Raw genomic sequence first — 20084 nt, 5'->3', positions numbered from 1 at the left:
GCGAGATGTCTCAGCAACGCGGACGTTCCGACCCGGCCGTGACGGGCGAGACGCTCGTCGAGGTGAAGGGCCTGAAGAAGTACTACGGCGGGCAGGGCCTGCTGGCCGACCCGCCGGTCAAGGCCGTCGACGGCGTGAGCTTCACCATCCAGCGCGGCGAGACGCTCGGGCTCGTCGGCGAGTCTGGCTGCGGAAAGACGACGCTCGGCCGGACGCTGGTGCAGCTCGAGACCGCCACCGAGGGGAGCGTCGAGTTCGACGGCACGGACATCACCGAGCTGTCGGGCAGACAGCTCAAGGAGTGGCGACGCAACGCACAGATCGTCTTTCAGGACCCGGAATCCAGCCTCAACGACCGGATGACCATCGGCGAGATCGTCCGCGAGCCGCTGGACGTCCACGAGGTGGACAGTCCGCGCGAGCGCCGGGAGAAGGTCAAGGACCTGCTGGCGCAGGTCGGGCTCCAGCCGGAGCACTACTACCGGTACCCCCACCAGTTCTCCGGGGGACAGCGCCAGCGCATCGGCATCGCTCGCGCGCTCGCGCTCGAACCGGAGTTCGTCGTCCTGGACGAGCCGGTCTCCGCGCTGGACACCTCGGTGCAGGCGAAGATCCTCAACCTGCTGGAGGACCTGCAGGACGAGTACGAACTGACGTACCTCTTCATCGCCCACGACCTCTCGGCTGTCCGGCACATCTGCGACCGGGTCGCCGTGATGTATCTCGGGAAGATCATGGAGCTGGGGCTGACCGAGGAGCTCTATACGGACCCGGCGAACCCGTACACGCACTCGTTGCTGTCGGCGATCCCGGTGCCGGATCCGACGGTAGACCGGGAGCGGATCACCCTCCCGGGGACGCCTCCGAGTCCGCGGGATCCGCCGGAAGGCTGTCAGTTCACGACCCGCTGTCCGGCGAAGATCCGGCCCGAGACTCACGAGGACCTGGACGCCGACACGTGGAACTCGATCGAGCGGTTCCGCGAGGTGATCCGCGAGCGCAGCCGGATCGACCTCAGCGTCGGCAACCGGGTCCGCCGCCGGATGGGGTCGTTCTCCAGGTTCGACGACATCGACGAGACGGTCCGAGACATGTTCGACGACGACGTCTCCGACGAGGTGATGGGCCACGTCGAGCAGGCGGCGGAGTACGTGAAATCCGGGTATCCCGACCGCGCCCGCGAGTACATGAGCGAGCAGTTCGACAGCGTCTGTGACACGACCAGGCCCGAGCTGTACCCAGTCAGCGACACGAACCGGCTGAGCTACTGTCACCGCCACGGCGACGAGTACGAGAGCGTCGACGCGGCCCTCGGTCGCCGGACGGATGGCCAGTAACCGGCTCCGGCTCGTCGAGTTCGTCCTCTGGGTCGTCGCCGTGAGCGCGGGCGTCTCGGCGGCCGCGATCGCCGTCGGGTTCGTCGTCGGCGGAACGCTCGTCGCCTCGAAGTACGCCGTCTTCTTCGTGGGCATCCTCCTGTTCGGCCTCGGGAGCCTGGGCATCCAGCCCACCCCCTCCTACAGGGACGAGAAGCGCCTCTCGATGGAGTCCACACACGAACACGGCTTCGAGGCGCGGATCCAGGAGATACCGCCGCTGCGCGGCCACGGCATCCCCTTCGACCAGCGCGTCGGCCGGAACAAGAAGGTGTTCGCCGCGAGCCTGCTCGTCCTCGGTGTCTCGCTGGCCATGGAGTTCTGGCTGGGCATCCGGGTGTGAAGACCGGGTGTCGGGACCTCGTCCGGCGACCGCCCGCCGCGCCGGCCCGGCCGACGCCACCGCCCTTAACTGTCCGAACCGCGTTACCACGGGTATGCCCCACCAGAGTGACGGACCGGACGGGCCGGACCAGCGCGAAGTCGTCGCCCAGCACAGCGACGAGATAAAGAGTAACTGGCAACGGACGATCCAGGACATGCAGGCGATGGCCGAGGACCGCGAGTCGAAGGGGTACGAGACGCTGACCGTCCCCGCCGGCGACACGACGACGCTCACGCCGGACATGGGCGAGAACGACTCCTGGGGGCTCTCGCACGTCATTCCGGACAACTACGCCGAGGATTTCGAGGAGATGTACGAGGAGTCGGCCTTCGAGGAGACGGCCGTCTACCAGCTCGAGAGCGGCGGATTCGTCTTCATCGTCACCGAACTGATCAACCCCTCCGACGAGGTCGTCGTCTTCGTCGCTGGGTCGTACGACATGCGGTACGCCGGCGGGCTCGTCCGCACCGCGATGGAGCGCGACGAGATGTACACGCACGTCAAGACGCTCGACCAGACCCGCCTCGGCACCGTCCACCACGACGACCCATCGGACTTCTTCCCCGACCCCGACACGTTCTACGCCTACGACGTGACGAGTTGAGGCTCGCTGCCCCGCGGCTCGTTGCGTGCGGCGGATGGTCGCGATCCGGCCGAGCGCTACCCCCGGTGTGTGAACGAGTTTCCTGAAACAGAGTTCAGTAAACGCGCCTACAGAAATGTATTTCAGATTACCATTATGGTGTCGGGGGCGGTAGTACCATCTGTAATGCGACGGAACCACCCCTCGGCCGCACGTGCCGAGCTCCCCACCGAGTACAGTCTGGCGCGGACGCTGCTCGCGTCGCTCGCGGTCTCCCTGGCGGTCGTCGTCGGTGCGCTGGCGTTCATGTACCCCGCGCTCTCGGCTTCGCTGGTCGCTCTCAGCGCGATCTCGTGGGCGGTCACCGCCCTCGTCCTGCGCGTCCGCTTGCAGCGCCGCCCGGTTCGCCGGATCCTCGTGGTCCGGATCCCCTTCACCGACCTCCACGTGGAGGTCTGAACCCCCCGGTCCCCGCGCCTCCGAATCGTCTCCGCTGACTGCTCGATTTTCCCGGTCGATTCCGTACCCGGACCGTAACCGCTTTTCCCGCGGAAGGTGGACTGGTGAACGCGCGAGGGTGGCTGAGCTAGGCCAAAGGCGGCGGGCTTAAGACCCGCTCCCGAAGGGGTCCAGGGGTTCGAATCCCCTCCCTCGCATCTGCGACGTCCTCGTGAGCGGAGCGAACGAGGGCTCGCGACGACTTGTCGTCGCGGTGATTGACGTGAGGAGCGGTGCGTGTCTGGATTCGAGCCCTGCAAGTCGCAGCCCGTGCAGGGCCACTGCCCGAGCAGGACCGTCTTGCTCTGGTTCGAATCCCCTCCCTCGCATCCGTCGCAACATTCCCGCCCAGCCTCGACGCAACGCCCTTTTGCCGGTCTGTGCCGTATCGCGGCGTAATGACCGACGAGCTACCGGCCGAGGCGCGCGAGGCGTTCGAAGCCCACGACGCGTTCACCGCGGGCGAGGACGGCTACAAGTTGACGACGACGGACTTCGACGCGACCGTGACGGCCAGCGAGCGCGCGGACTACGCGACGGACTTCGAGGTGACGGTCGAGGTGCCGACGCTCGACAGCGCCGTCACGGACGGGGAGGTCGGCGACGCCGTCCAGCGCGGCTGGCTGGACGCGATGGAACGGCGCCTTGAGGACGCGCCGATGGCGACGCGTGCGTCGGTCGACCTCGACGAGTTCGGCGTGACCGCGGAGGGCGGGACCGTCGTCGTGACCTACGAGTTCTCCTTCGGCGACGCCGACCGGGCGGCCGCCGTCGGGAAGACGTTCATCGAGTACGTCGAGGGGACCTACGTCGAGAGCGTGGTGCCGGGCTACGAGTACGACGGGGTCGTCGCGGACCTGCTCGGCGCGGCGGCGACCGGGAGCGACGGCGAGCGCGGCGGGACGCCGCTGTAGCTGGCTGTCGCTTGTGGCTGGGACGTTCTACCGCGAGAGTGACTACTGGTCGCCGATGACGTCGCTGGCGATGTTCCGGCCGCGGGCCTTGAGGCGCACGTCGCGGCGGACGCGCTTCTCCCGGAGGATGCCTTCCTCGACGAGGCGGTCGAAGACGGCCTCGACTTCCTCGACGTCCATCCCGACGAAGTCGGGGATCTCGAACGGGGAGACGCCGGAGTAGAGGGCCATCAGCACCTCCATGTCCGTCTGGTCGAGGTCGGCGTCGGTGGCGTTCTGGAGTTCGCCCTGGCGGACGAGCGATTCGAGGATGGAGACGTGACGGGTGGTGCCGGAGACGTAGGTCTGGACGCTCGTCCCGTCGTCGTCGGTGTGTTCGATCTCGATGACGCGGCGCTCGTCGCCGCGGACCGTCGTCTCCCTGGTCTCGACCGCGCCCACGTCTTCGAGTTCGACTTCGACGAACTGCCCGCTGGAGACCGCCAGCCCGACGATATCGCCGTCGATGTTGATCCGGCCTTTCGTCCACTGGACGTCTTGCACGACGCCGCCCTCGACGGCCGGGTGTTTCACGAGGACGACCTCCCCGTCGAGCAGGGCGGTGTAGAACTGCTCCTCGAACTCGTCGACGTCCGTCGGGGCGACGAGGAACACGTCGGAGCCGAGCTGGACGGAGAAGTAGCCCGAGACGGCGGCCATCGCCTGGTTCGCGTTCTTGCGGTTCTTGACTGTAGTGATCTTCGAGAGGGGGAACTGCCGCTTGCCCTCGTTGCTCGCGAGGACGAGCCGCTTGTTCGAGAGGAGGATCCGGCCGGACACCCACTCGAGGTCGTTGACCTTCCGACCGTTCGTGACGACCTGGACGAATCGGCCCTGCGTGTCCGCCAGGGGGCGCTCGCCGCCGCTCATCGGCGTTCACCCCCGGGTTCGCTCACGACCCGCGGTTGGGCGCGGCCGCTCACGCGCGCCCACCCAGTTTCGAGATCGCCGAGAAGGCGCGCTTGCGGATCTGCTCGTTCTCGGTCTCGTCGAGCAGCTTGTCGATGCGCTGGCGCGAGCGCTCGCTGCCGACCTTGCCGAGGGTAAACACGGCCTGGGCGCGCGCCTCCGCGGGTGCGTCGGCGTCGTCGACGAGCGCGAGCAGTCGCTCCTCGACCGCTTCGCCCCCGAGTTCGGCCAGGCTCGTCGCCGCGAACTGGGTCGTCATCTGGTCGTCCGCGCGGAGCGCGCCGACGAGGGCGTCGACGACGCGCTCGCGCTCCTCGGCTTCGGTGACGCGACCGAGCAGCCAGGCGGTGTTCCGTTGCTGGGCGGCCTGGGTGCTCTCTTCGAGGATCTCGACGAGCGGGACGACGACGTTGCGGTCGTCGGTCTCGCTGAGCTGTTCGACGATCGTCTCGCGGATCTCGTGGCTCTGCTGCGTGGGGACGTTCGAGAGCAACTGGACGAGCGAATAGACCGCGGTTCGGCGGACGGCGGCCGACTCGTCGGTGAGCGACGCGACGAGGTACTCGACCGGCTGGGCGTTCCCGAAGTTCCCGAACGCGCCGACGGCGATCCGCCGGACTCGCTCGTCGTCGTCCTGGTAGAGCGGGAGGAGCGCGGAGAGGGCCTGTCGGTTGCCGATGCTTCCGAGGGCGTCGGCGGCCTCCCGACGGACGGTCGCGCTGTCGTCGCGGAGCAGGTCTTCGAGGGCGCCGGTCGCCCGCGAGTCGGCGATCTGCCCGCAGGCGCGGGCCGCGCGGGCCCGGACGCGGGGGTCCGGATCGTCGAAACACTCGACGAGCTTCGGAACGGCGTCAGTCTGTTCGAGGTTCCCGAGGCCGTTCGCGGCGGCCATTCGCAACTCGGGGACGTCGGCGCCCAGGGCGCGGACGAACGCCTTCGCCTTCATCCAGTCGGCGCCCTCGCCGAAGTCGACGCCCGCGACGTCGGCGATGAGTCTCTCGATGGCGTCGCCGCCCATCTCGTCCAGCGAGTCGACGGCCGCGGCGGTTACCGCCGAGCTGTCGTCCTCGGCGGCCGCGCCGCTGAGGGCGTTGACGACGTCGTCGCGGTCGTCGTGCTCCGGAAAGTTCCCGAGCAGTTCGGCGGCCCGAGCGCGCAGCTCCGGGTTGTCGCTTCGCCGGAGGACGCCGATGAGTTCCTGCACGTCGCCGTCGCGTTCGAGCTGGTAGAGTGACATCAGGCGCGTCTGTAGATCCGGTGTTGCTTCTCGACCGCCTCGTACCGGCCGCGGAACTCCGACGGGAGTGTCTCCGTCATGCCGATCATCAGGTAGCCGTCCTCGGCCAGCGACCCGGTGATGGTCTCGAAGATGGGGACCTTGTAGTCGGCGTCGATGTAGATGAGGAGGTTCCGACAGAGCACGAGGTCGAACCCGCGCTTCTCGCGACCGCGGATGAGGTCGTGGCGCTCGAAGGTCACCAGATCGCTCACGCGGTCGGTGACGGTGAACACGTCGCCGTCGCGGTCGACCCACCGGTCGGGGGTCGACAGCGGTTCGAGCTCGGACTCGATATCGGTCGTCTGGGAGGTCTCGTAGCGGCCCTCGCGGGCCGTGCGGAGGATGTCGCGGTTGATGTCGGTGCCGAGGACCTCGACGCGTCGGGCGTCGATCTCGTCGTCGTCGAGCGCGAGCATCGCGATCGAGTACGGCTCGCGGCCGTCGGCGCAAGGCGCGCTCCAGATCGAGACCGACCGCTGCTTAGCGGTCAGGTCGCGCAGGACGCCCCGGAGCGACTCCCAGGCGTCGGGGTTTCGGAAGAAGCCGGTGACGTTGATCGACAGCGAGTCGAGTAGCTGTTCGCGCTCCCCGTCGTCGGCTTCGAGCAGTCCCTTGTAGGTCCGGTAGTCGTCGGTGTCGGTGCGGCGCATCCGGGCGGTGATCCGCCGGTCGAGGTACGCCTCGTTGTAGAAGCCGGACTCGAAGTCCAGCTCGCGCTCGATGTACCCGAGCAGGTCGTCGAACGCGCGGTCTGATTCCTGGCTCATGCGGTCTCCTCCGCGTCGCGTCGGTCGGTCACGTCGATCGCTCCGTGGCCGCGGACATTAAAGCGTCACCACGTCGAGAATGTGGACGATGTTCCCGTCGCCGAGGACGGCCGTCCCGCTGAGGCCGGGCGTGCCGCTGAGGATCCCCTCGAGCGGCTTGACGACGACCTCCTCCTGGCTGTTGACGGCGTCACAGCGCAGCGCCACCTGGCGCTCGGACTCGCGGATGCGGACGAGCATCCCCTCGTCGCGCCCCGCGGTACTGGACGCGGCGTCCACTGCTGCGGCGTCGACGCCGGCACCGGCGGCCGCGACGGCTGCAGCACCGCCGTCGCCGGACTCGGCAGCTCCGCCAGTCGCGTCGGCGGCAGTGCCGGTTTCGGCGGCACCGGCCTCGGCGGGTGAGCCCCCGCCGGTGCCCGGCACGTCGAAGCGCTCGGCGAGGTCGATCACGGGGTAGATGTCCCCGTTGTGCTTGATGACGTCGCTGCCGTTGATCTGCTTGACCTCGCTCGTGCGCGTGATCTCGTCGACGTTCTTGAGCGGGACGCCGTACTCCTCGTCGCCGACCTCGACGAAGAGGACCTTGACGATGGCCATCGTCACCGGCAAGCGCAGGGAGACGGTCGTCCCCTCGCCCTGCGTGGAGTCGACGCTGACGGAGCCGTCCAGCTGCGTGACGGTGTCGTGGACGACGTCCATCCCAACGCCGCGACCGCTCGTGTCGGTGACCTCGTCGGCGGTCGAGAAACCGGGGTGGAAGACCAGGTCGTAGATGGCCGAGTCGTCCATCGCCTCGATCTCGTCCGACGAGCGGACGCCCTTCTCGACGGCCTTTCGCTTGATCCCCTCGACGTCGAGCCCCGCGCCGTCGTCCTCGACCTCGATGATCACGTGGTCGCGCTCGCGCGAGGCGCGGAGTTCGACCTGTCCGGTCCTGGGCTTGCCCGCCTCTTCGCGCTCGGCGGGCGCCTCGATCCCGTGATCGAGGGAGTTGCGGATGATGTGCATCAGCGGGTCCGATATCTCGGTCAGAATGGTGCGGTCGAGTTCGATATCCTCGCCCTCGATGGTGAACTCCACTTCCTTGTCGAGCTCTCGGGAGAGGTCCCGGACCATCCGCGGGAACTTGCCGACGACCTTCTTCAGCGGGATGAGCCGCATGTCCATCACGGTGTTCTGGAGGCTGGCCGTGATCTTGTCCAGTTCGTTCAGGTTCTCCGACGCGCTGGAGAGGTTCTCGGTCTCGACGGCCCGACGGAGCTTGATCCGGCTGGTGACCAGCTGTTCGACCAGCCCGTGGAGGTCGTCTAACTGGTCGACGTCCACGCGGACCGACTTGATCTCGTCGACCGAGGCGCCCTCTTTACCGTCCGCGTCGGCCGCCCCGTCGCTCGGAGCGGCTCCACCGCCGGGACCGGCCGCGTCCGAGGGGGTCGCCATCTCGGTCGTCTCGGCCGACTCGATGGCGCTGATCGCGTCCAGTTCGGCCGCGACCGCGTCGGCGTCGGGCGCGTCGAGCGCGAGGACGAAGTCCTCCTCGAAGTCGCCGCTCTCGATCGCGTCCCGGTCGGGCGCTGCGCCGAGCAGGTCGAAGGCGTCGGTGATCCGGTCGAGCGCGAGCATGGCGTCGACGCCGAGCATGTCTCCCTCGCCGACGGAGACCCGCGCGCGGACGATCTGCTCGTCGGCGTCGCCGGGCGCGACGCCCATTGCGTCGAGGTCCAGACCGTCGGGCCCGCCGTCGTCGCTGTCGACCGGCGCGCCGGCGCTCTCCGCGTCTCCCGCGGGGCCGCCTGCGGGTGCCATCGAGGGCTCGACGGCCCCGGTCTCGGCGTTGAAGTCGCTCTCTTCGAGGACGGCGCGCAGCTGCGCGACCATCTCCTCGGTGTCGGTCGTGGACTCGCCCTCGGACTCGATCTCGCGGACGATGACTTCGATCATGTCCACGCCGGCGAAGATGAGGTCCATCCGCTCGGCGGTGACCTCCATCTCGTCCTGGCGCATCGCGTCGAGGAGGTCCTCGACGGCGTGTGCCAGGTTGCTCGCGTCCTCGAACCCCATCGCGCCGAAGTTGCCTTTCAGCGTGTGGGCCGTCCGGAAGATCGAGTCCATCGCCGCCTGGTCGTCCGGATCGCTCTCCAGATCGAGCAGCGAGTTGTTCAGGTTCGTTATCGCCTCCTCACTTTCGCGTATAAACGCGTCGAGATACTGTTCGTCCATTTATGTCACCTCGAATGCATCGAGTATCGCTGCGGCCACGTCGTTGACCGGCGCCACGCCGTCCACGCAGCCGGTCTCGATCGCCCGCTTGGGCATCCCGAAGACAGCCGACGTGGCCTCGTCCTGTGCGACCGTGTACCCGCCGGCGGCGTGGATAGCGCGGACGCCCGCAGCGCCGTCCTCGCCCATCCCGGTCAGGATCACGCCAGCGAGCGGGTCCGTGATCGTCTCGGCCGCTGTCTCCATCGTCACGTCGACGGCCGGTCGAACGTTGTTGACGGGCGGGTCCTGCGTGAGCCCGACGCGGAGCCGACCGCGCCGGTAGCTCGTCACTTCCATGTGGTAGTCGCCGGCGGCGATGAGCGCCTCGCCGCCGCCGATTCTCGCGCCGTCCGACGCCTCGCGGACATCGTACTCGCTCCGCGCGTCGAGCCGTTCGGCGAAGCGGCCGGTGAAGCCGCTCGGCATGTGCTGGACCACGAGCACGCGCAGGTCCGCGGTCAGCGGCAGGTCCGAGAGGACCTGCTCGACGACGGTCGGCCCCCCGGTGGACGAGCCGACGACGACCGTCGGGTTGTCCACGTAGGTGACCGCCGGCTCGGTCCCCGAGTCGGCTCCGGTCGATTCGTTCGAACTCGGCCCCGCGCTCGCGTCGACCGCGACGTCCGACCCGGCGGTCCGGGCCGAGGCCACGTCCGAGGAGTCGGTCGGGTCGACGGCGGCGACCGACGTCACGATCTCGACGAGCTGGTCCTGGAGCCGGGACATCTCCATCGAGACCTCTCCGCCCGGTTTGCGGAAGAAATCGACGGCGCCCTTCTCGAGGGCCTGGAACGTCACGTCGGCGTTCTCGTCGGTGTGCGCGCTCAACATCAGAATGGGGGTCGGGCAGGTCGACATGATCCGGTCGGTCGCCTCGATGCCGTTCATCTCCGGCATCTCGACGTCCATGGTCACCACGTCCGGTTCGGTCGCCTCGACGGCTTCGACGGCCTCGCGGCCGTTCCTCGCCATGCTGACCACGTCGATCCCACCCTCGTCGAGGATGTCGGAGATGACGCTTCGCATGAAGTGCGAGTCGTCGGCGACGACCGCTCGTGGCGACGAGTCTACTGCCATGTGAAGCCCCCGGTGACGGCTCGGGCGAGGCCCGAAACCCGTCCCCGGAACCCCGCCGGAGCCGGCACCATACGTGTTAGGACACTGCGGTAGGTCGGGCATAAAGACTCCGCCCGCGAAATCAATGCTGATAACCCGGGAGACACGCTTAAGTCGCCGTCGTGGGCACTTTCCCCAACGGCCAGTTATGGCATCCAACACCCAGCACTCGTCGACGAGCGCGACGGACGGACAGGTCCTCGAGTTCGCCCTCGGCGAGGAGACCTACTGCGTCAGCATCGACTACGTCACCGAGATCGTCGACGTCGGCGACGTGACGACGGTGCCCAATTCCCCGCCGCACATCCGGGGCGTGATGGACCTCCGCGGGCGCACGACGTCGATCGTCGACCCGAAGGTCGTCTTCGGCATCGACGGCGACGGCGCCGAGCGGCGCATCATCGTCTTCGACCCGGCCATCGTCGACGACCAGGGAGCCGCCGGCTGGATCGTCGACGAGGTGTTCCAGGTGGTACAGGTCGACCGCGACGACGTGGACGACTCCCCCTCGCAGGACAAGGTCGCCGTCCGCGGCGTCGTCAAACGCGACGAGGACTTCGTCATCTGGGTCGACCCGAAAGCCGTCCACTCCGCTTGAGCGTCTTCCCGACGGAAACCTGTCTCTCGTCTCCGCGCTGAACCGACCCGCCGACCAGCAGCCACCGCGTCGCTCGCTCGCCTGAATCGGCCGGCCCAGAGACGTTCTCTGACACTTCGGCCTGATCCCCGCTCTCGGAGCACGTCTCGCGCGTCGTTGTCCGGTTTGCAACTACTCGCATGAACAAGACTTTTTACCGAAGACGACCGATGCTCCACAAGCCGAACGCCGCGGGGATCCACGGAAGACATGATCGAACTAACGAAAACCGGCATCGACGGGTTGGACGAAATCCTGAACGGTGGTATTGTCAAGAACTCGACTACACTGGTGAGCGGGAATCCAGGGGCGGGCAAGAGCATCCTCTGTCTGCAGTTCATCTACAACGGCGTCGAGCAGTTCGACGAGAAGGGCATCTACCTCACGTTCGAGGAAGACGCGAAGGACCTCCAGGAGGCCGCCGAGTCGCTGGGGTTCGACAACTGGGCGGAGCACGTCGAGAACGGGGACATCAAGGTGTACGACAAGAAGGTGCTCCTCCGGGAGAACGACTTCTCGTCGTCGCTGGAACTCCTGCTCGACGACTTCGAGGACAACGACTACGACCGGGTCGTCCTCGACTCGCTGGCGATGTTCGAGCTGTTCTTCGAGACGGAGAAGGAAAAGCGGACCTACCTCCTTAAGTTCACCGACATCCTGAGCCAGAACGAGCTGACGACCCTGATGACCAACGAGCAGGGGGCGGTGTTCCCGGAGACGGAGATCGGTCTGGAGAACTACCTGACCGACGGGAACATCTACCTGATCCAGACGCCGACCGAGTCGGGCGTCAACCGATACGTCTGGGTCGCCAAGATGCGCAAGCAGGACATCGAGACCGATATCTTCCCGATGGAGATCTCCCAGGGCGGGATCCGCGTCCACCAGAACGCGAGCGCGTTCTCGATGATGAGCGAGGACGACACGCCGCTGTGATCGGGGAGGGCCCTGCCCGATTTTCACGTTTGTAACCCGTTATTACTCGGTGAAATGGCCGTTTCTGGCCCCTTCGGTCCCGATTTCCAGACATCGTCTGCAGATCGGGAACGTCCCGTAATCTGTGCGTACCGGCAGCGATAGATTTATACTGTGGTGAATATACGTTTTGATAACGGATGGCTTCAGCCGAGATCCTTCAGACGCTGGGGAACAAATACAGTGCAGAGATCCTGGATGCGACGGACGAGCCCCAATCGGCCCAGGAACTGAGTGACGAACTCGGGATCCCGATCGCCACCTGTTATCGACGGATCGACGAGCTCACCGAACACGACCTGCTCGAGCTCCACGACAACATCCTCTCGGACGACAGGCGTCGGATCAAGGTGTACCGTCGGAACGTCGACACGGTACACATCGACTTCGAGGAGTCGCTGACCGTCGATATCGAGGAGCGCTCGGAGGTCACGAACAAGCTCGACGAGGCCTGGCGCACTCTCTCCGAGAGCTAAGCCCGCACGCGCGAAGAAGAAGTCCCCCAGCGCGGCGACGCGACGGGCCGTCGTCGCTCGGCTCACAGCCCTCCAGAGTCGCTTCGGTTGTTCGGTGGCGTTCGTTTCTGGTCGCTGTCGGTTATCACGATAGATATTTTCGAGGGTGGATTTAATACGGGGTGTCGAGAACCCCCGAATTAACGTGGTCACAGTGATCGAACTCCTCTACGCGGTATCGACAGTCGTCTTCGTCGTCGCCGGGCTGACGATGGTCGGTATGGCTATGCGCGCGTACGTACAGACCTCTCGACGGGCGATGCTCCACCTCTCGCTGGGATTCTCGCTGGCAGTGGCAGGTGCCGCGGCGACGATGATCAGCGCGTTCGTCACCGACTTCGCGGGACCGCGGTCGCTGCTACTGGTCAACAGCGGCCTCACGACGTTCGGCTACCTCTTCGTGATGTACAGTCTCGTCACGTACGACTGAACCGACTGCGGTAGCATTATCATATTCTAGATTAATTCTCGGATAACTGAGCGACTGCTCCCGAACGACGCAATTCTGAATATACTTGTTTTAAACAGTCTACTCGCTGTTTTATCGTTTGAGAACGTCACTGTTCTCGGTAGGGCCCGATTTTATTCTCGATAATTGGGGAGACACCCTTAATACGGGAGAGTAGGATTTTCGGAGTAGAGTCCGGGCGCACCGTAACGCCCCGGGCGGAGAACCCATGCTAAACAACGAACGCAAACAAATCGATCGCGGGCAGGTCGGTATCGGGACGCTCATCGTGTTCATCGCGATGGTCCTGGTGGCGGCGATCGCGGCGGGCGTACTGATCAACACGGCTGGCTTCCTGCAGACGAAGTCAGAAGAGACCGGGCAGCAGTCGGGACAGCAGGTCACGAACCGGCTGCAGGTCGCAGCGGCGACCGGGACGAACCTGAGCGAGTCCGAAGTCGGCGTCGTCAACATGACGCTGAAGAAGTCGCCGGGGGCGAGTAACATCGACCTCGAGAACGCGACAGTCCAGTGGGTCGGTCCGTCGGGTACGTACAACCTGGTCAACGCCAGCGTGGCCGCCTCCGGTGCTGACGGCCACTTCGGTATCGTGCCGTTCAAGGACGCCGATGATTCACATCCCGTGCTCAACGACCCGGACGACCGCATGGTGATGGTCTTCGACCTCGGACATGACGACGTGAATACTGACGACCCGACCTACTCCACGACCGATACCGGTGACGGATACACGTTCTTCGGTGACCAGGTCCCCGAAGGCGCGTCCGTCAACGTGAAGATCACGACCAAGTCCGGTGCGACCACGAGCGAACAGCTGACCGTCCCCGAGACGCTCTCGGGTGCCAACGCAGTTCAGCTCTAAACCTGTCGAAGTCCTTTCATTCGACGGAACTATACCTTTTTATCGCAGACAACACCGTATGGCCAAGGGCGACGACGATCCACCGGACGCAGAAGACGGCCCCATCCTCTCGCCCGACGAGCTCGACATCACGCAGGACGAGCACGTCGCTGAGATAGACGACGGCCGCTACGTCGTCTCGCCGGGGGATCCCATCGACGACGTCCCGACGGTCGACGACGGGACAGACGAACCGTCCAGCGCGCCGGTCGAACAGCCGACCGACGGCGCCACCGATACGCCCGAACTCACCGAGAGCGACGTCCACGCGTTTCTCGAGACGCAGTTCGAGGACTCTGGGTCTCGGTACGGCTTCGACATCACGGCGACGTTCGACGGGTCGATCCAGCAGCGACAGATGGTCTCGAACGACGTGGTGACCATCTTCGAGAGTCTCGTGCTCTGGTACGCCCAGCAGATCGACGGCAAGACGCCCGTGGAGGAAGTGCTGGGGATCCTCCTGATGGAGGCGAACGTCCCGGTTCGCTACCCGCCCGCGAGTCTCCGCCGACTTCTCGAATCGACGGAGCTGTCTCCCGACGACTCCATCGCCGACCTCATCGCGGCGGTCGGCGACGAGGACGGTTTCCGGATCTGACGCCGTCGTCGGGATCCACCAGGATCGACTCGGGCCCGGGAGGCGATGCCGGATCCGCCCCCGTTCGTCGACGCGAGTTGCTATCAATCACGATAATTTACGGGAAGGCTTTATCTTGGTTTTCACAGTACCACAGAGGTGATAGGCCCATGTCAGACGTATTGATAGCCGACGACTCGGAGTTCATGCGGAACCTGCTGCGGGAGATACTGGAAGAGGACCACAACATCGTCGGGGAGGTGGAAAACGGCGTCGAGGCGGTCGAGACGTACAAGGAACACGACCCGGACCTCGTGATGATGGACATCGTGATGCCCATCCGCGACGGGATCGAGGCGACCGACGAGATCAAGACATCGAACCCAGACGCGAACGTCATCATGTGCACGAGCGTCGGCCAGGAGGAGAAGATGAAGGAAGCGGTTAGAGCCGGCGCGGACGGGTACATCACCAAGCCGTTCCAGAAGCCGAGCGTGATGGAAGCGATCGAGGACGTCGTCCCCTCATGAAGATAGACGTCCAGTCGCTCGGGACGTTCAACCGCCTGGCCCACGAGGGCGCCGAGCAGGCGACCCAGTCGCTGTGTCAGATGACCGGCCTCGACGCCGTGGTCGACGTGACGAAGATCACGCTGGTCAACCGCGCGGACGTGGGCGAACAGCTGGCGAACGGCGACTACGTCGGCGTCCAGTTCGCGTTCGACGGGGAACTGGCCGGCGACACGGTTCTGGTGTTCGACCGCGCGGGCAGCGAGACGATCGTCGAGTCGCTCGTCCCCGGCGGCTCCGGGGACGACGCGATGGCCCGATCGAGCGTCGAGGAGATCGGGAACATCATGATGAGCGGGTTCATCGACGGGTGGGCGGACTTCCTCGAGACGACCATCGAGCACTCGACGCCCAACTACGTCGAAGGCGACGGGGCCGCGATGCTCCCGGATCCCCCGAGCGACGACGAGCGCGACCACGTCTTCGTCTTCAAGAGCGAGATCGAGTGGGTCGGCGAGTCCGTGAGCTTCTACATCTACATGTTCCCCGAGTACGACCCGCTCGCGGACGTGATGTCGCGGACCACCGACACCGAGGACGACGCGATCCCCGTCGACAAGCTTGAGGTCTTCAACGAGATGACCAAGGACGGTACCGCCCAGGCCGCCGCCAATGTCGAGATGATGACCGGGATCGAGACGGAAGCGGAGGTGACCCGGCTGAGTTTCGCCCCGATCGAGGACGTCCCGAAACAGGTCGGGACCGACACCTACGTCGGGACCGTCGTCGAGTTCACGGGCGTGCCGAGCGGGTTCCTGCTCGTCCTCTTCGACGAGGCGTCGGCCGTCCACATCGCCGAGGCGATGATGCCCGTCGAGATGGACGTAGACGAACTGACCGACCAGCACGAGGCCGCTATCGAGGAACTCGGGAACATCATGACCTCGGGGTTCGTCGACGGCTGGGCGAACGTGCTCCAGACGTCCGTGGAGCACACGCCCCCGCGGCTGGTCCACGACATGGGCCGCGCCATCGTCGACCCGCTGGCCGCTCAGGTCGGACAACACCAGGAGCACGCGTTCATCATCGATTCCGAGATGCGGACCGACGACATCGAGTTTGGGGCCGAGATACACGCGCTCCCGAACGAAAAGGAATTACGTCAGGCGCTTGACGAACTACTCGTCGAACGCGCTGACGAGACCGAGGCCGACGTGGAAAAGATATTCTGACACATGAAGGTGTACGACGGGACGGCGGCCGAGAGCGAACCGACGGTCGAACCCGAGCGTATCAAGGTCGGGATCGCGGAGTCGAAGGTCTCGCACGCTGACGCCGTGTTGACAACGAGTGGCCTCGGCTCCTGTCTCGGCGTCGCCGTGTACGACGACGAGGCGGACGTCGCCGGCCTGCTCCACGTCATGCTCCCCTCGATCGACGAGATGGAGGGCAAGAACGAGGCGAAGTTCGCGGATTCGGGAATCCGCGACCTCGTCGACGAGATGGAACGACTCGGCGCGGAACGCGAGCGGATGGAAGCGAAGATCGCCGGCGGAAGCGACATGCTGGACTTCTCCGAGAGCGGGTCGGGCATCGGCGTCCGGAACGTGGAGAGGGGCCGCCAGACGCTCGCCGAGTTCGACATCCCGATCGTCGGCGAAGACGTCGGCGGCGACCACGGCCGGTCGCTTCGACTCGAAACGAGGACCGGCGATCTCATCGTCAAAAGTGCGAACCGCGACGCGATCACGCTATAGTATCAGAGATAGGGAACGTAGGTCTGACGAGCGTCCGACGGGGGCGCGTTTCACTCTCCAGGGAACACACTGCTTTCGCGCCGCAACTGCCGAAATTTACGTCCGACGTTTCTTTCGCGGGTCCCGCCGTAATTTCAACGCCGGTAGGATCGTATTAACGAGTTTATTATCAGTAATGATACCAGAAACGGTACATTGAAGGGTATCTGAGTGAACCACTGGACGTAATGAGCCTCGTCGCACAGTCGTTCGGCCCCATCGCGCCGGACGCGTCGGAGGCGCTTCCCGCGCTGCTGGTCATGTTGACCAGCGGTGCCGTCGGGATGAGCATCCGGCAGATGATCGACATCTTCGGTGACGGCGGCGGTGACGACGGCGACGACGGCGACGAGAGCATGGCCGACGGCGGACTGATGGCCGAGGACGGCGACGACGACGACCTCGGCGGTTTCGGCGGCCTCGACGACGGCGGCGAGGGCGACGACTTCGGCGAGTTCGGCGACGACGAGTTCGGCGACATGGACGAGGGCGGCTCGGACACCGACGAACTCGAACACCGCCTCGACGAGCTGGAGACCGAGGTCGGGAGCCTCTCGTCGACCGTGAACACCGTCCGGAACGAGAACGAGCAGATCGCGGAGACCGTCGACGACGTCGAGGAGAACGTCCGGAAACTCCTCGACATCTACGAGATGGTCACTCGCGGCGTCAACCCGTTCGCCGACGACATGGAACCCGGCGGAATGGGCGGCGCCGGAGGCGGCGGCAACTTCGGCCTCTTCGACGACGACGGGGACGGCGACGAGGGCGAGGAGGACCTCGATGACGATATCGCCAACGCGGACGCGGAGGGCTTTTTCGACGAGGACCTCGTCGAGGACGACGCCGCGCCGGAGGGCAGCGTCGACGACGTCATGGGCGGCGGCGTAGACGACGGGATGGACGGCGGCTTCGAAGACGACGGCGGTACCTTCGACGACGGGTCGCTTGACGAGGGCGACGACTTCGGCGGCATGGACGACTTCGACGACGGCGACTTCGACGACGGGGTCGACGACCTCGATGGAGACAGTGAGGACATGAGTGACTCAACAGGCGACGGCGAAGGCGGCAAGTCCTTCGCGGAACTGAAAGACGAGTACGAGTCCGGCGACGCCGAGTGGGCGGACGAACTCGAAGAAGACGAGGAAGACGACTCGCTCGACGACGACCTCGGGGACGACCTCGGCGACGCCGACGAGCTGCTGGACGACGGCTCCGAGGAGGAGACCGACGGCGACCTCGCCGACGACGACCTCTTCGACGAGGTTATCGAAGACGACGGGCTGGCGGGCGAGACCGAGCCGGATCCAGAGCCGGACGTCGACCCCGACCCCGATCCGGAACCGGAGCCCGAACCGGTCGCTGACCCTGAGCCCGAACCGGAGCCGGAGCCCGCCTCCGACCCGGAACCGACCGAACCGACGGCTGCGACGGCCGACGCGTCGTCCGAGGCCGGATCGGCGGCCGACGCCGACTCCGACGGGAAGCCCTACCTGGCGGCGATGCCGGAGGGGCTGGCGAGCGAGCTCGTCGTCGTCGAGTGGCTGGAGTACCTCGTCGACCAGGTCGGCGTCCGCGAGACCGCGAGGGCGATCGACTACTACGAGACGATCGACTGGGTGTCCGAGCCGGTGGCCGACGACCTGCAGGCGTACCTGCGCGGGTTCGACGGGTCGGGCGACGAGGGCGGCCTCACGATCGACCACCACACCGAGAGCCTGCGCTACATCAGTCAGCTCGACGGCGACGCCGCCGAGACCGTCGCCCTCTCGAAGCTTTCGGGGCGCCGCGGAGGTGGTGCCGATGGGCTTCAGCGTTAGCGGCTCTGCGGCGCTCATCTTCATCGGGCTGTTCATCGCGTTCGGGATGTGGCAGACGGCCGCCTCGAACAGCTTCGAGCGCGTCACCGAGGCCCAGAACGACCGCGCTGACGCCGCGCTCGAACGCACGAACACGGCCATCGACATCCGGACGTCGAGCTACACGACGAAGGACCACAACAACAGGACGTGGTACCTGATCGACCTGGCCGTCAGGAACACGGGGTCGAACGGCCTGTCCGTCGAGCGGACCGATATCCTGCTGGACAACGAGTACATGGACGGCTGGGAGACCGAGGCGACCGTCGACGGCGACGCGGCCACCGACCTCTGGCTCCCCCACGAGCGGCTGTTCGTGGAGTTCAACGAGTCGACCGAACCGAGTCACGTGAAAGTCGCCACCGAGACCGGTGTCAGCGGCAGTGCGGAGGTGTCGGTCTCGTGACGACCGCGTCGCGCGCCGTCCGGTGGGCCCGTCCGCGAATCGGCGGCGCCCTGCCGAACCGGTCGTCGGAGGTGATCCTGCGTGGCTAGCGTGTCCGTCTCGCACATGATCCTGTTCATCGCCTCGATGCTGGTCGCGGCCTCCGTCGCGGGCGTGTTCACGCAGACGGTCGGGGAGCTGAGCAACGCGATCGACGACCAGGGGCTCCAGGTGAGCCAGGACGTGCGCACGGACGTCGAGATAATCAGTGACAGCGGCGCCGGCGGGATCTACGACGCCGACGGGAACCAGAACATCACCATCCACCTCAAGAACACGGGCACGGAGACGCTCGCGGCGGAGAGCCGCGCGATCAACGTCTTCGTCGACGGCCGGTTCGAGACGGAGGTGGGCGTGACGCTGCTGGCCGACGGCACGACCTGGCGACCGGGGACCGTCCTGCGGGCGGATATCAACCGGACCGCCAACCCGCTCACGAGCGGCGAAGACCACCGCGTGAAAGTGATCGTCAACGGCGACGAGGAGATATTCGAGTTCAGAACATGAGCATCGCAACCACCGACCTACTCTCACTGGGACTGAAAGAGCGGGACCGACTGAACAAGGAGCTGGGCGGGGGCATCCCGCCGGGCAGTATCGTCCTCGTCGAGGGCGACTACGGGGCCGGCAAGTCCGCCATCAGCCAGCGCTTCTCCTACGGCTTCTGCGAGGAGGGGCACACGGTCACGATGCTCTCGACCGAGCTGACGGTCGGGAGCTTCCTCGACCAGATGCACTCGCTGGACTACGGCATGGTCGAGCACCTCCTCGACGAGAACATGCTGTTCCTGCACGCCGACATCGGCGACGGCAACACCTTCTCCGGCCAGGAGGACGAGGGCGACCGGAAGGAGCTGCTCAAGCGGCTGATGGAGGCCGAAGTGATGTGGGAGTCGGAGGTCGTCATCATCGACACCTTCGACGCCATCCTCCGCAACGACCCGAAGTTCGAGGCGCTGGTCCGCCAGAACGACGAGCGCCAGGCCGCCCTTGAGATCATCTCCTTCTTCCGGGACATCATCTCCCAGGGGAAGGTCATCATGCTCACAGTCGACCCTTCGACCCTGGACGAGGAGGCCATCGGCCCGTTCCGGGCCATCGCCGACGTCTTCCTCGAACTCGAGATGGTCGAGGTCGGCAACGACGTCCGCCGTCAGATCAGCGTCCTCCGCTTCGCCGGGATGGGCGAACAGGTCGGCGACTCCATCGGGTACTCGGTCCGCTCGGGTACCGGCATCGTGATCGAATCGCGCAGCGTGGCGTAACC

23 protein-coding genes and 1 tRNA gene are annotated in these 20084 nt (G+C 65.9%); 19 read left to right on the top strand and 5 right to left on the bottom strand.

The genetic code is table 11. The annotated features are described in order from the left end of the window. Window positions 1-5: 5 nt before the first annotated feature. The 6 genes from ACMGFH_RS09350 (at window position 6) to ACMGFH_RS09325 (ending at window position 3756) form a co-directional block, all read left to right on the top strand. Window positions 6-1337: an ABC transporter ATP-binding protein gene (locus ACMGFH_RS09350; RefSeq protein WP_415383230.1), complete on the top strand. Its 1332-nt coding sequence runs from the start codon at window positions 6-8 to the stop codon at window positions 1335-1337. Further along, a complete protein-coding gene (locus ACMGFH_RS09345; protein ID WP_415382785.1) occupies window positions 1327-1719 on the top strand; it encodes a hypothetical protein in 393 nt (130 codons plus the stop codon). Before ACMGFH_RS09350 ends, ACMGFH_RS09345 begins: the two co-directional genes overlap by 11 nt. 94 nt (window positions 1720-1813) lie before the next feature. Continuing rightward, window positions 1814-2365, top strand: a complete 552-nt coding sequence (locus tag ACMGFH_RS09340) for a hypothetical protein (protein WP_415382784.1) — start codon at window positions 1814-1816, stop codon at window positions 2363-2365. A gap of 165 nt (window positions 2366-2530) precedes the next feature. Beyond that, on the top strand, window positions 2531-2803 hold the full coding sequence (locus ACMGFH_RS09335) for a hypothetical protein (RefSeq protein ID WP_415382783.1): 273 nt from the start codon (window positions 2531-2533) through the stop codon (window positions 2801-2803). A 112-nt stretch (window positions 2804-2915) separates the two neighbouring features. Further along, a tRNA-Leu gene (locus tag ACMGFH_RS09330) sits at window positions 2916-3000 on the top strand. Window positions 3001-3240: 240 nt separating this feature from the next. Continuing rightward, on the top strand, window positions 3241-3756 hold the full coding sequence (locus tag ACMGFH_RS09325; RefSeq protein WP_415382782.1) for a DUF5813 family protein: 516 nt from the start codon (window positions 3241-3243) through the stop codon (window positions 3754-3756). 42 nt (window positions 3757-3798) lie between these two features. Here ACMGFH_RS09325 and ACMGFH_RS09320 read toward each other — a convergent pair whose 3' ends face one another. The 5 genes from ACMGFH_RS09320 to cheB are packed head-to-tail and all read right to left on the bottom strand — an operon-like array spanning window position 3799 to window position 10092. Next, window positions 3799-4665 carry a CheF family chemotaxis protein gene (locus tag ACMGFH_RS09320; protein ID WP_415382781.1) on the bottom strand — a complete coding sequence of 289 codons (867 nt, stop codon included), beginning with the start codon at window positions 4663-4665 and terminating at the stop codon, window positions 3799-3801. 49 nt (window positions 4666-4714) lie between these two features. Then, window positions 4715-5941, bottom strand: a complete 1227-nt coding sequence (locus ACMGFH_RS09315; protein ID WP_415382780.1) for a HEAT repeat domain-containing protein — start codon at window positions 5939-5941, stop codon at window positions 4715-4717. After that, window positions 5941-6750 (bottom strand): CheR family methyltransferase, encoded by an 810-nt coding sequence (locus ACMGFH_RS09310; RefSeq protein WP_415382779.1) that lies wholly within the window; start codon window positions 6748-6750, stop codon window positions 5941-5943. Before ACMGFH_RS09310 ends, ACMGFH_RS09315 begins: the two co-directional genes overlap by 1 nt. Window positions 6751-6807: 57 nt before the next feature. Beyond that, on the bottom strand, window positions 6808-8973 hold the full coding sequence (locus ACMGFH_RS09305; RefSeq protein WP_415382778.1) for a chemotaxis protein CheW: 2166 nt from the start codon (window positions 8971-8973) through the stop codon (window positions 6808-6810). Then, window positions 8974-10092 carry a chemotaxis-specific protein-glutamate methyltransferase CheB gene (gene cheB, locus ACMGFH_RS09300; RefSeq protein WP_415382777.1) on the bottom strand — a complete coding sequence of 373 codons (1119 nt, stop codon included), beginning with the start codon at window positions 10090-10092 and terminating at the stop codon, window positions 8974-8976. Window positions 10093-10279: 187 nt separating this feature from the next. Here cheB and ACMGFH_RS09295 point away from each other — a divergent pair, with 187 nt between their 5' ends. From ACMGFH_RS09295 to ACMGFH_RS09235, 13 genes are all read left to right on the top strand, one after another. Further along, entirely contained in the window at window positions 10280-10729 is a 450-nt protein-coding gene (locus ACMGFH_RS09295; RefSeq protein WP_415382776.1) for a chemotaxis protein CheW, read from the top strand. Window positions 10730-10978: 249 nt separating this feature from the next. Continuing rightward, the gene (locus ACMGFH_RS09290; RefSeq protein WP_415382775.1) at window positions 10979-11704 is read left to right on the top strand and encodes an RAD55 family ATPase; all 726 of its coding nucleotides are present in this window, start codon (window positions 10979-10981) and stop codon (window positions 11702-11704) included. A 179-nt stretch (window positions 11705-11883) separates the two neighbouring features. Then, entirely contained in the window at window positions 11884-12219 is a 336-nt protein-coding gene (locus ACMGFH_RS09285) for an ArsR/SmtB family transcription factor (protein ID WP_415382774.1), read from the top strand. 193 nt (window positions 12220-12412) lie between these two features. Then, on the top strand, window positions 12413-12688 hold the full coding sequence (locus ACMGFH_RS09280) for a hypothetical protein (RefSeq protein WP_415383228.1): 276 nt from the start codon (window positions 12413-12415) through the stop codon (window positions 12686-12688). Window positions 12689-12935: 247 nt separating this feature from the next. Further along, window positions 12936-13589: an archaellin/type IV pilin N-terminal domain-containing protein gene (locus tag ACMGFH_RS09275; protein ID WP_415382773.1), complete on the top strand. Its 654-nt coding sequence runs from the start codon at window positions 12936-12938 to the stop codon at window positions 13587-13589. 58 nt (window positions 13590-13647) lie between these two features. After that, window positions 13648-14226, top strand: coding sequence for a hypothetical protein (locus ACMGFH_RS09270; protein ID WP_415382772.1), 579 nt, complete (start codon window positions 13648-13650; stop codon window positions 14224-14226). A gap of 149 nt (window positions 14227-14375) precedes the next feature. After that, entirely contained in the window at window positions 14376-14735 is a 360-nt protein-coding gene (cheY, locus tag ACMGFH_RS09265; RefSeq protein WP_274323355.1) for a chemotaxis protein CheY, read from the top strand. Beyond that, complete coding sequence (locus tag ACMGFH_RS09260; protein ID WP_415382771.1) at window positions 14732-15946, top strand: chemotaxis protein CheC; 1215 nt, start codon at window positions 14732-14734, stop codon at window positions 15944-15946. Before cheY ends, ACMGFH_RS09260 begins: the two co-directional genes overlap by 4 nt. Before the next feature lie 3 nt (window positions 15947-15949). Next, a complete protein-coding gene (locus ACMGFH_RS09255; protein WP_415382769.1) occupies window positions 15950-16471 on the top strand; it encodes a chemotaxis protein CheD in 522 nt (173 codons plus the stop codon). A gap of 227 nt (window positions 16472-16698) precedes the next feature. Further along, window positions 16699-18333, top strand: a complete 1635-nt coding sequence (locus ACMGFH_RS09250; protein ID WP_415382767.1) for a FlaD/FlaE family flagellar protein — start codon at window positions 16699-16701, stop codon at window positions 18331-18333. Continuing rightward, window positions 18317-18778, top strand: a complete 462-nt coding sequence (locus tag ACMGFH_RS09245) for a flagellin (protein WP_415382766.1) — start codon at window positions 18317-18319, stop codon at window positions 18776-18778. The genes ACMGFH_RS09250 and ACMGFH_RS09245 overlap by 17 nt, the downstream gene beginning before the upstream one ends. An 81-nt stretch (window positions 18779-18859) precedes the next feature. After that, on the top strand, window positions 18860-19324 hold the full coding sequence (locus ACMGFH_RS09240; RefSeq protein ID WP_415382765.1) for a flagellar protein G: 465 nt from the start codon (window positions 18860-18862) through the stop codon (window positions 19322-19324). Then, window positions 19321-20082, top strand: coding sequence for an ATPase domain-containing protein (locus ACMGFH_RS09235; RefSeq protein WP_415382763.1), 762 nt, complete (start codon window positions 19321-19323; stop codon window positions 20080-20082). Before ACMGFH_RS09240 ends, ACMGFH_RS09235 begins: the two co-directional genes overlap by 4 nt. Window positions 20083-20084 lie beyond the last annotated feature (2 nt).

The organism is Halosimplex rarum, assembly GCF_047715405.1.
GTDB classification, from domain to species: domain Archaea; phylum Halobacteriota; class Halobacteria; order Halobacteriales; family Haloarculaceae; genus Halosimplex; species Halosimplex rarum.
Note: the sequence above shows the minus strand (reverse complement) of the source record. Positions and strands in the feature narration are given on the sequence as shown.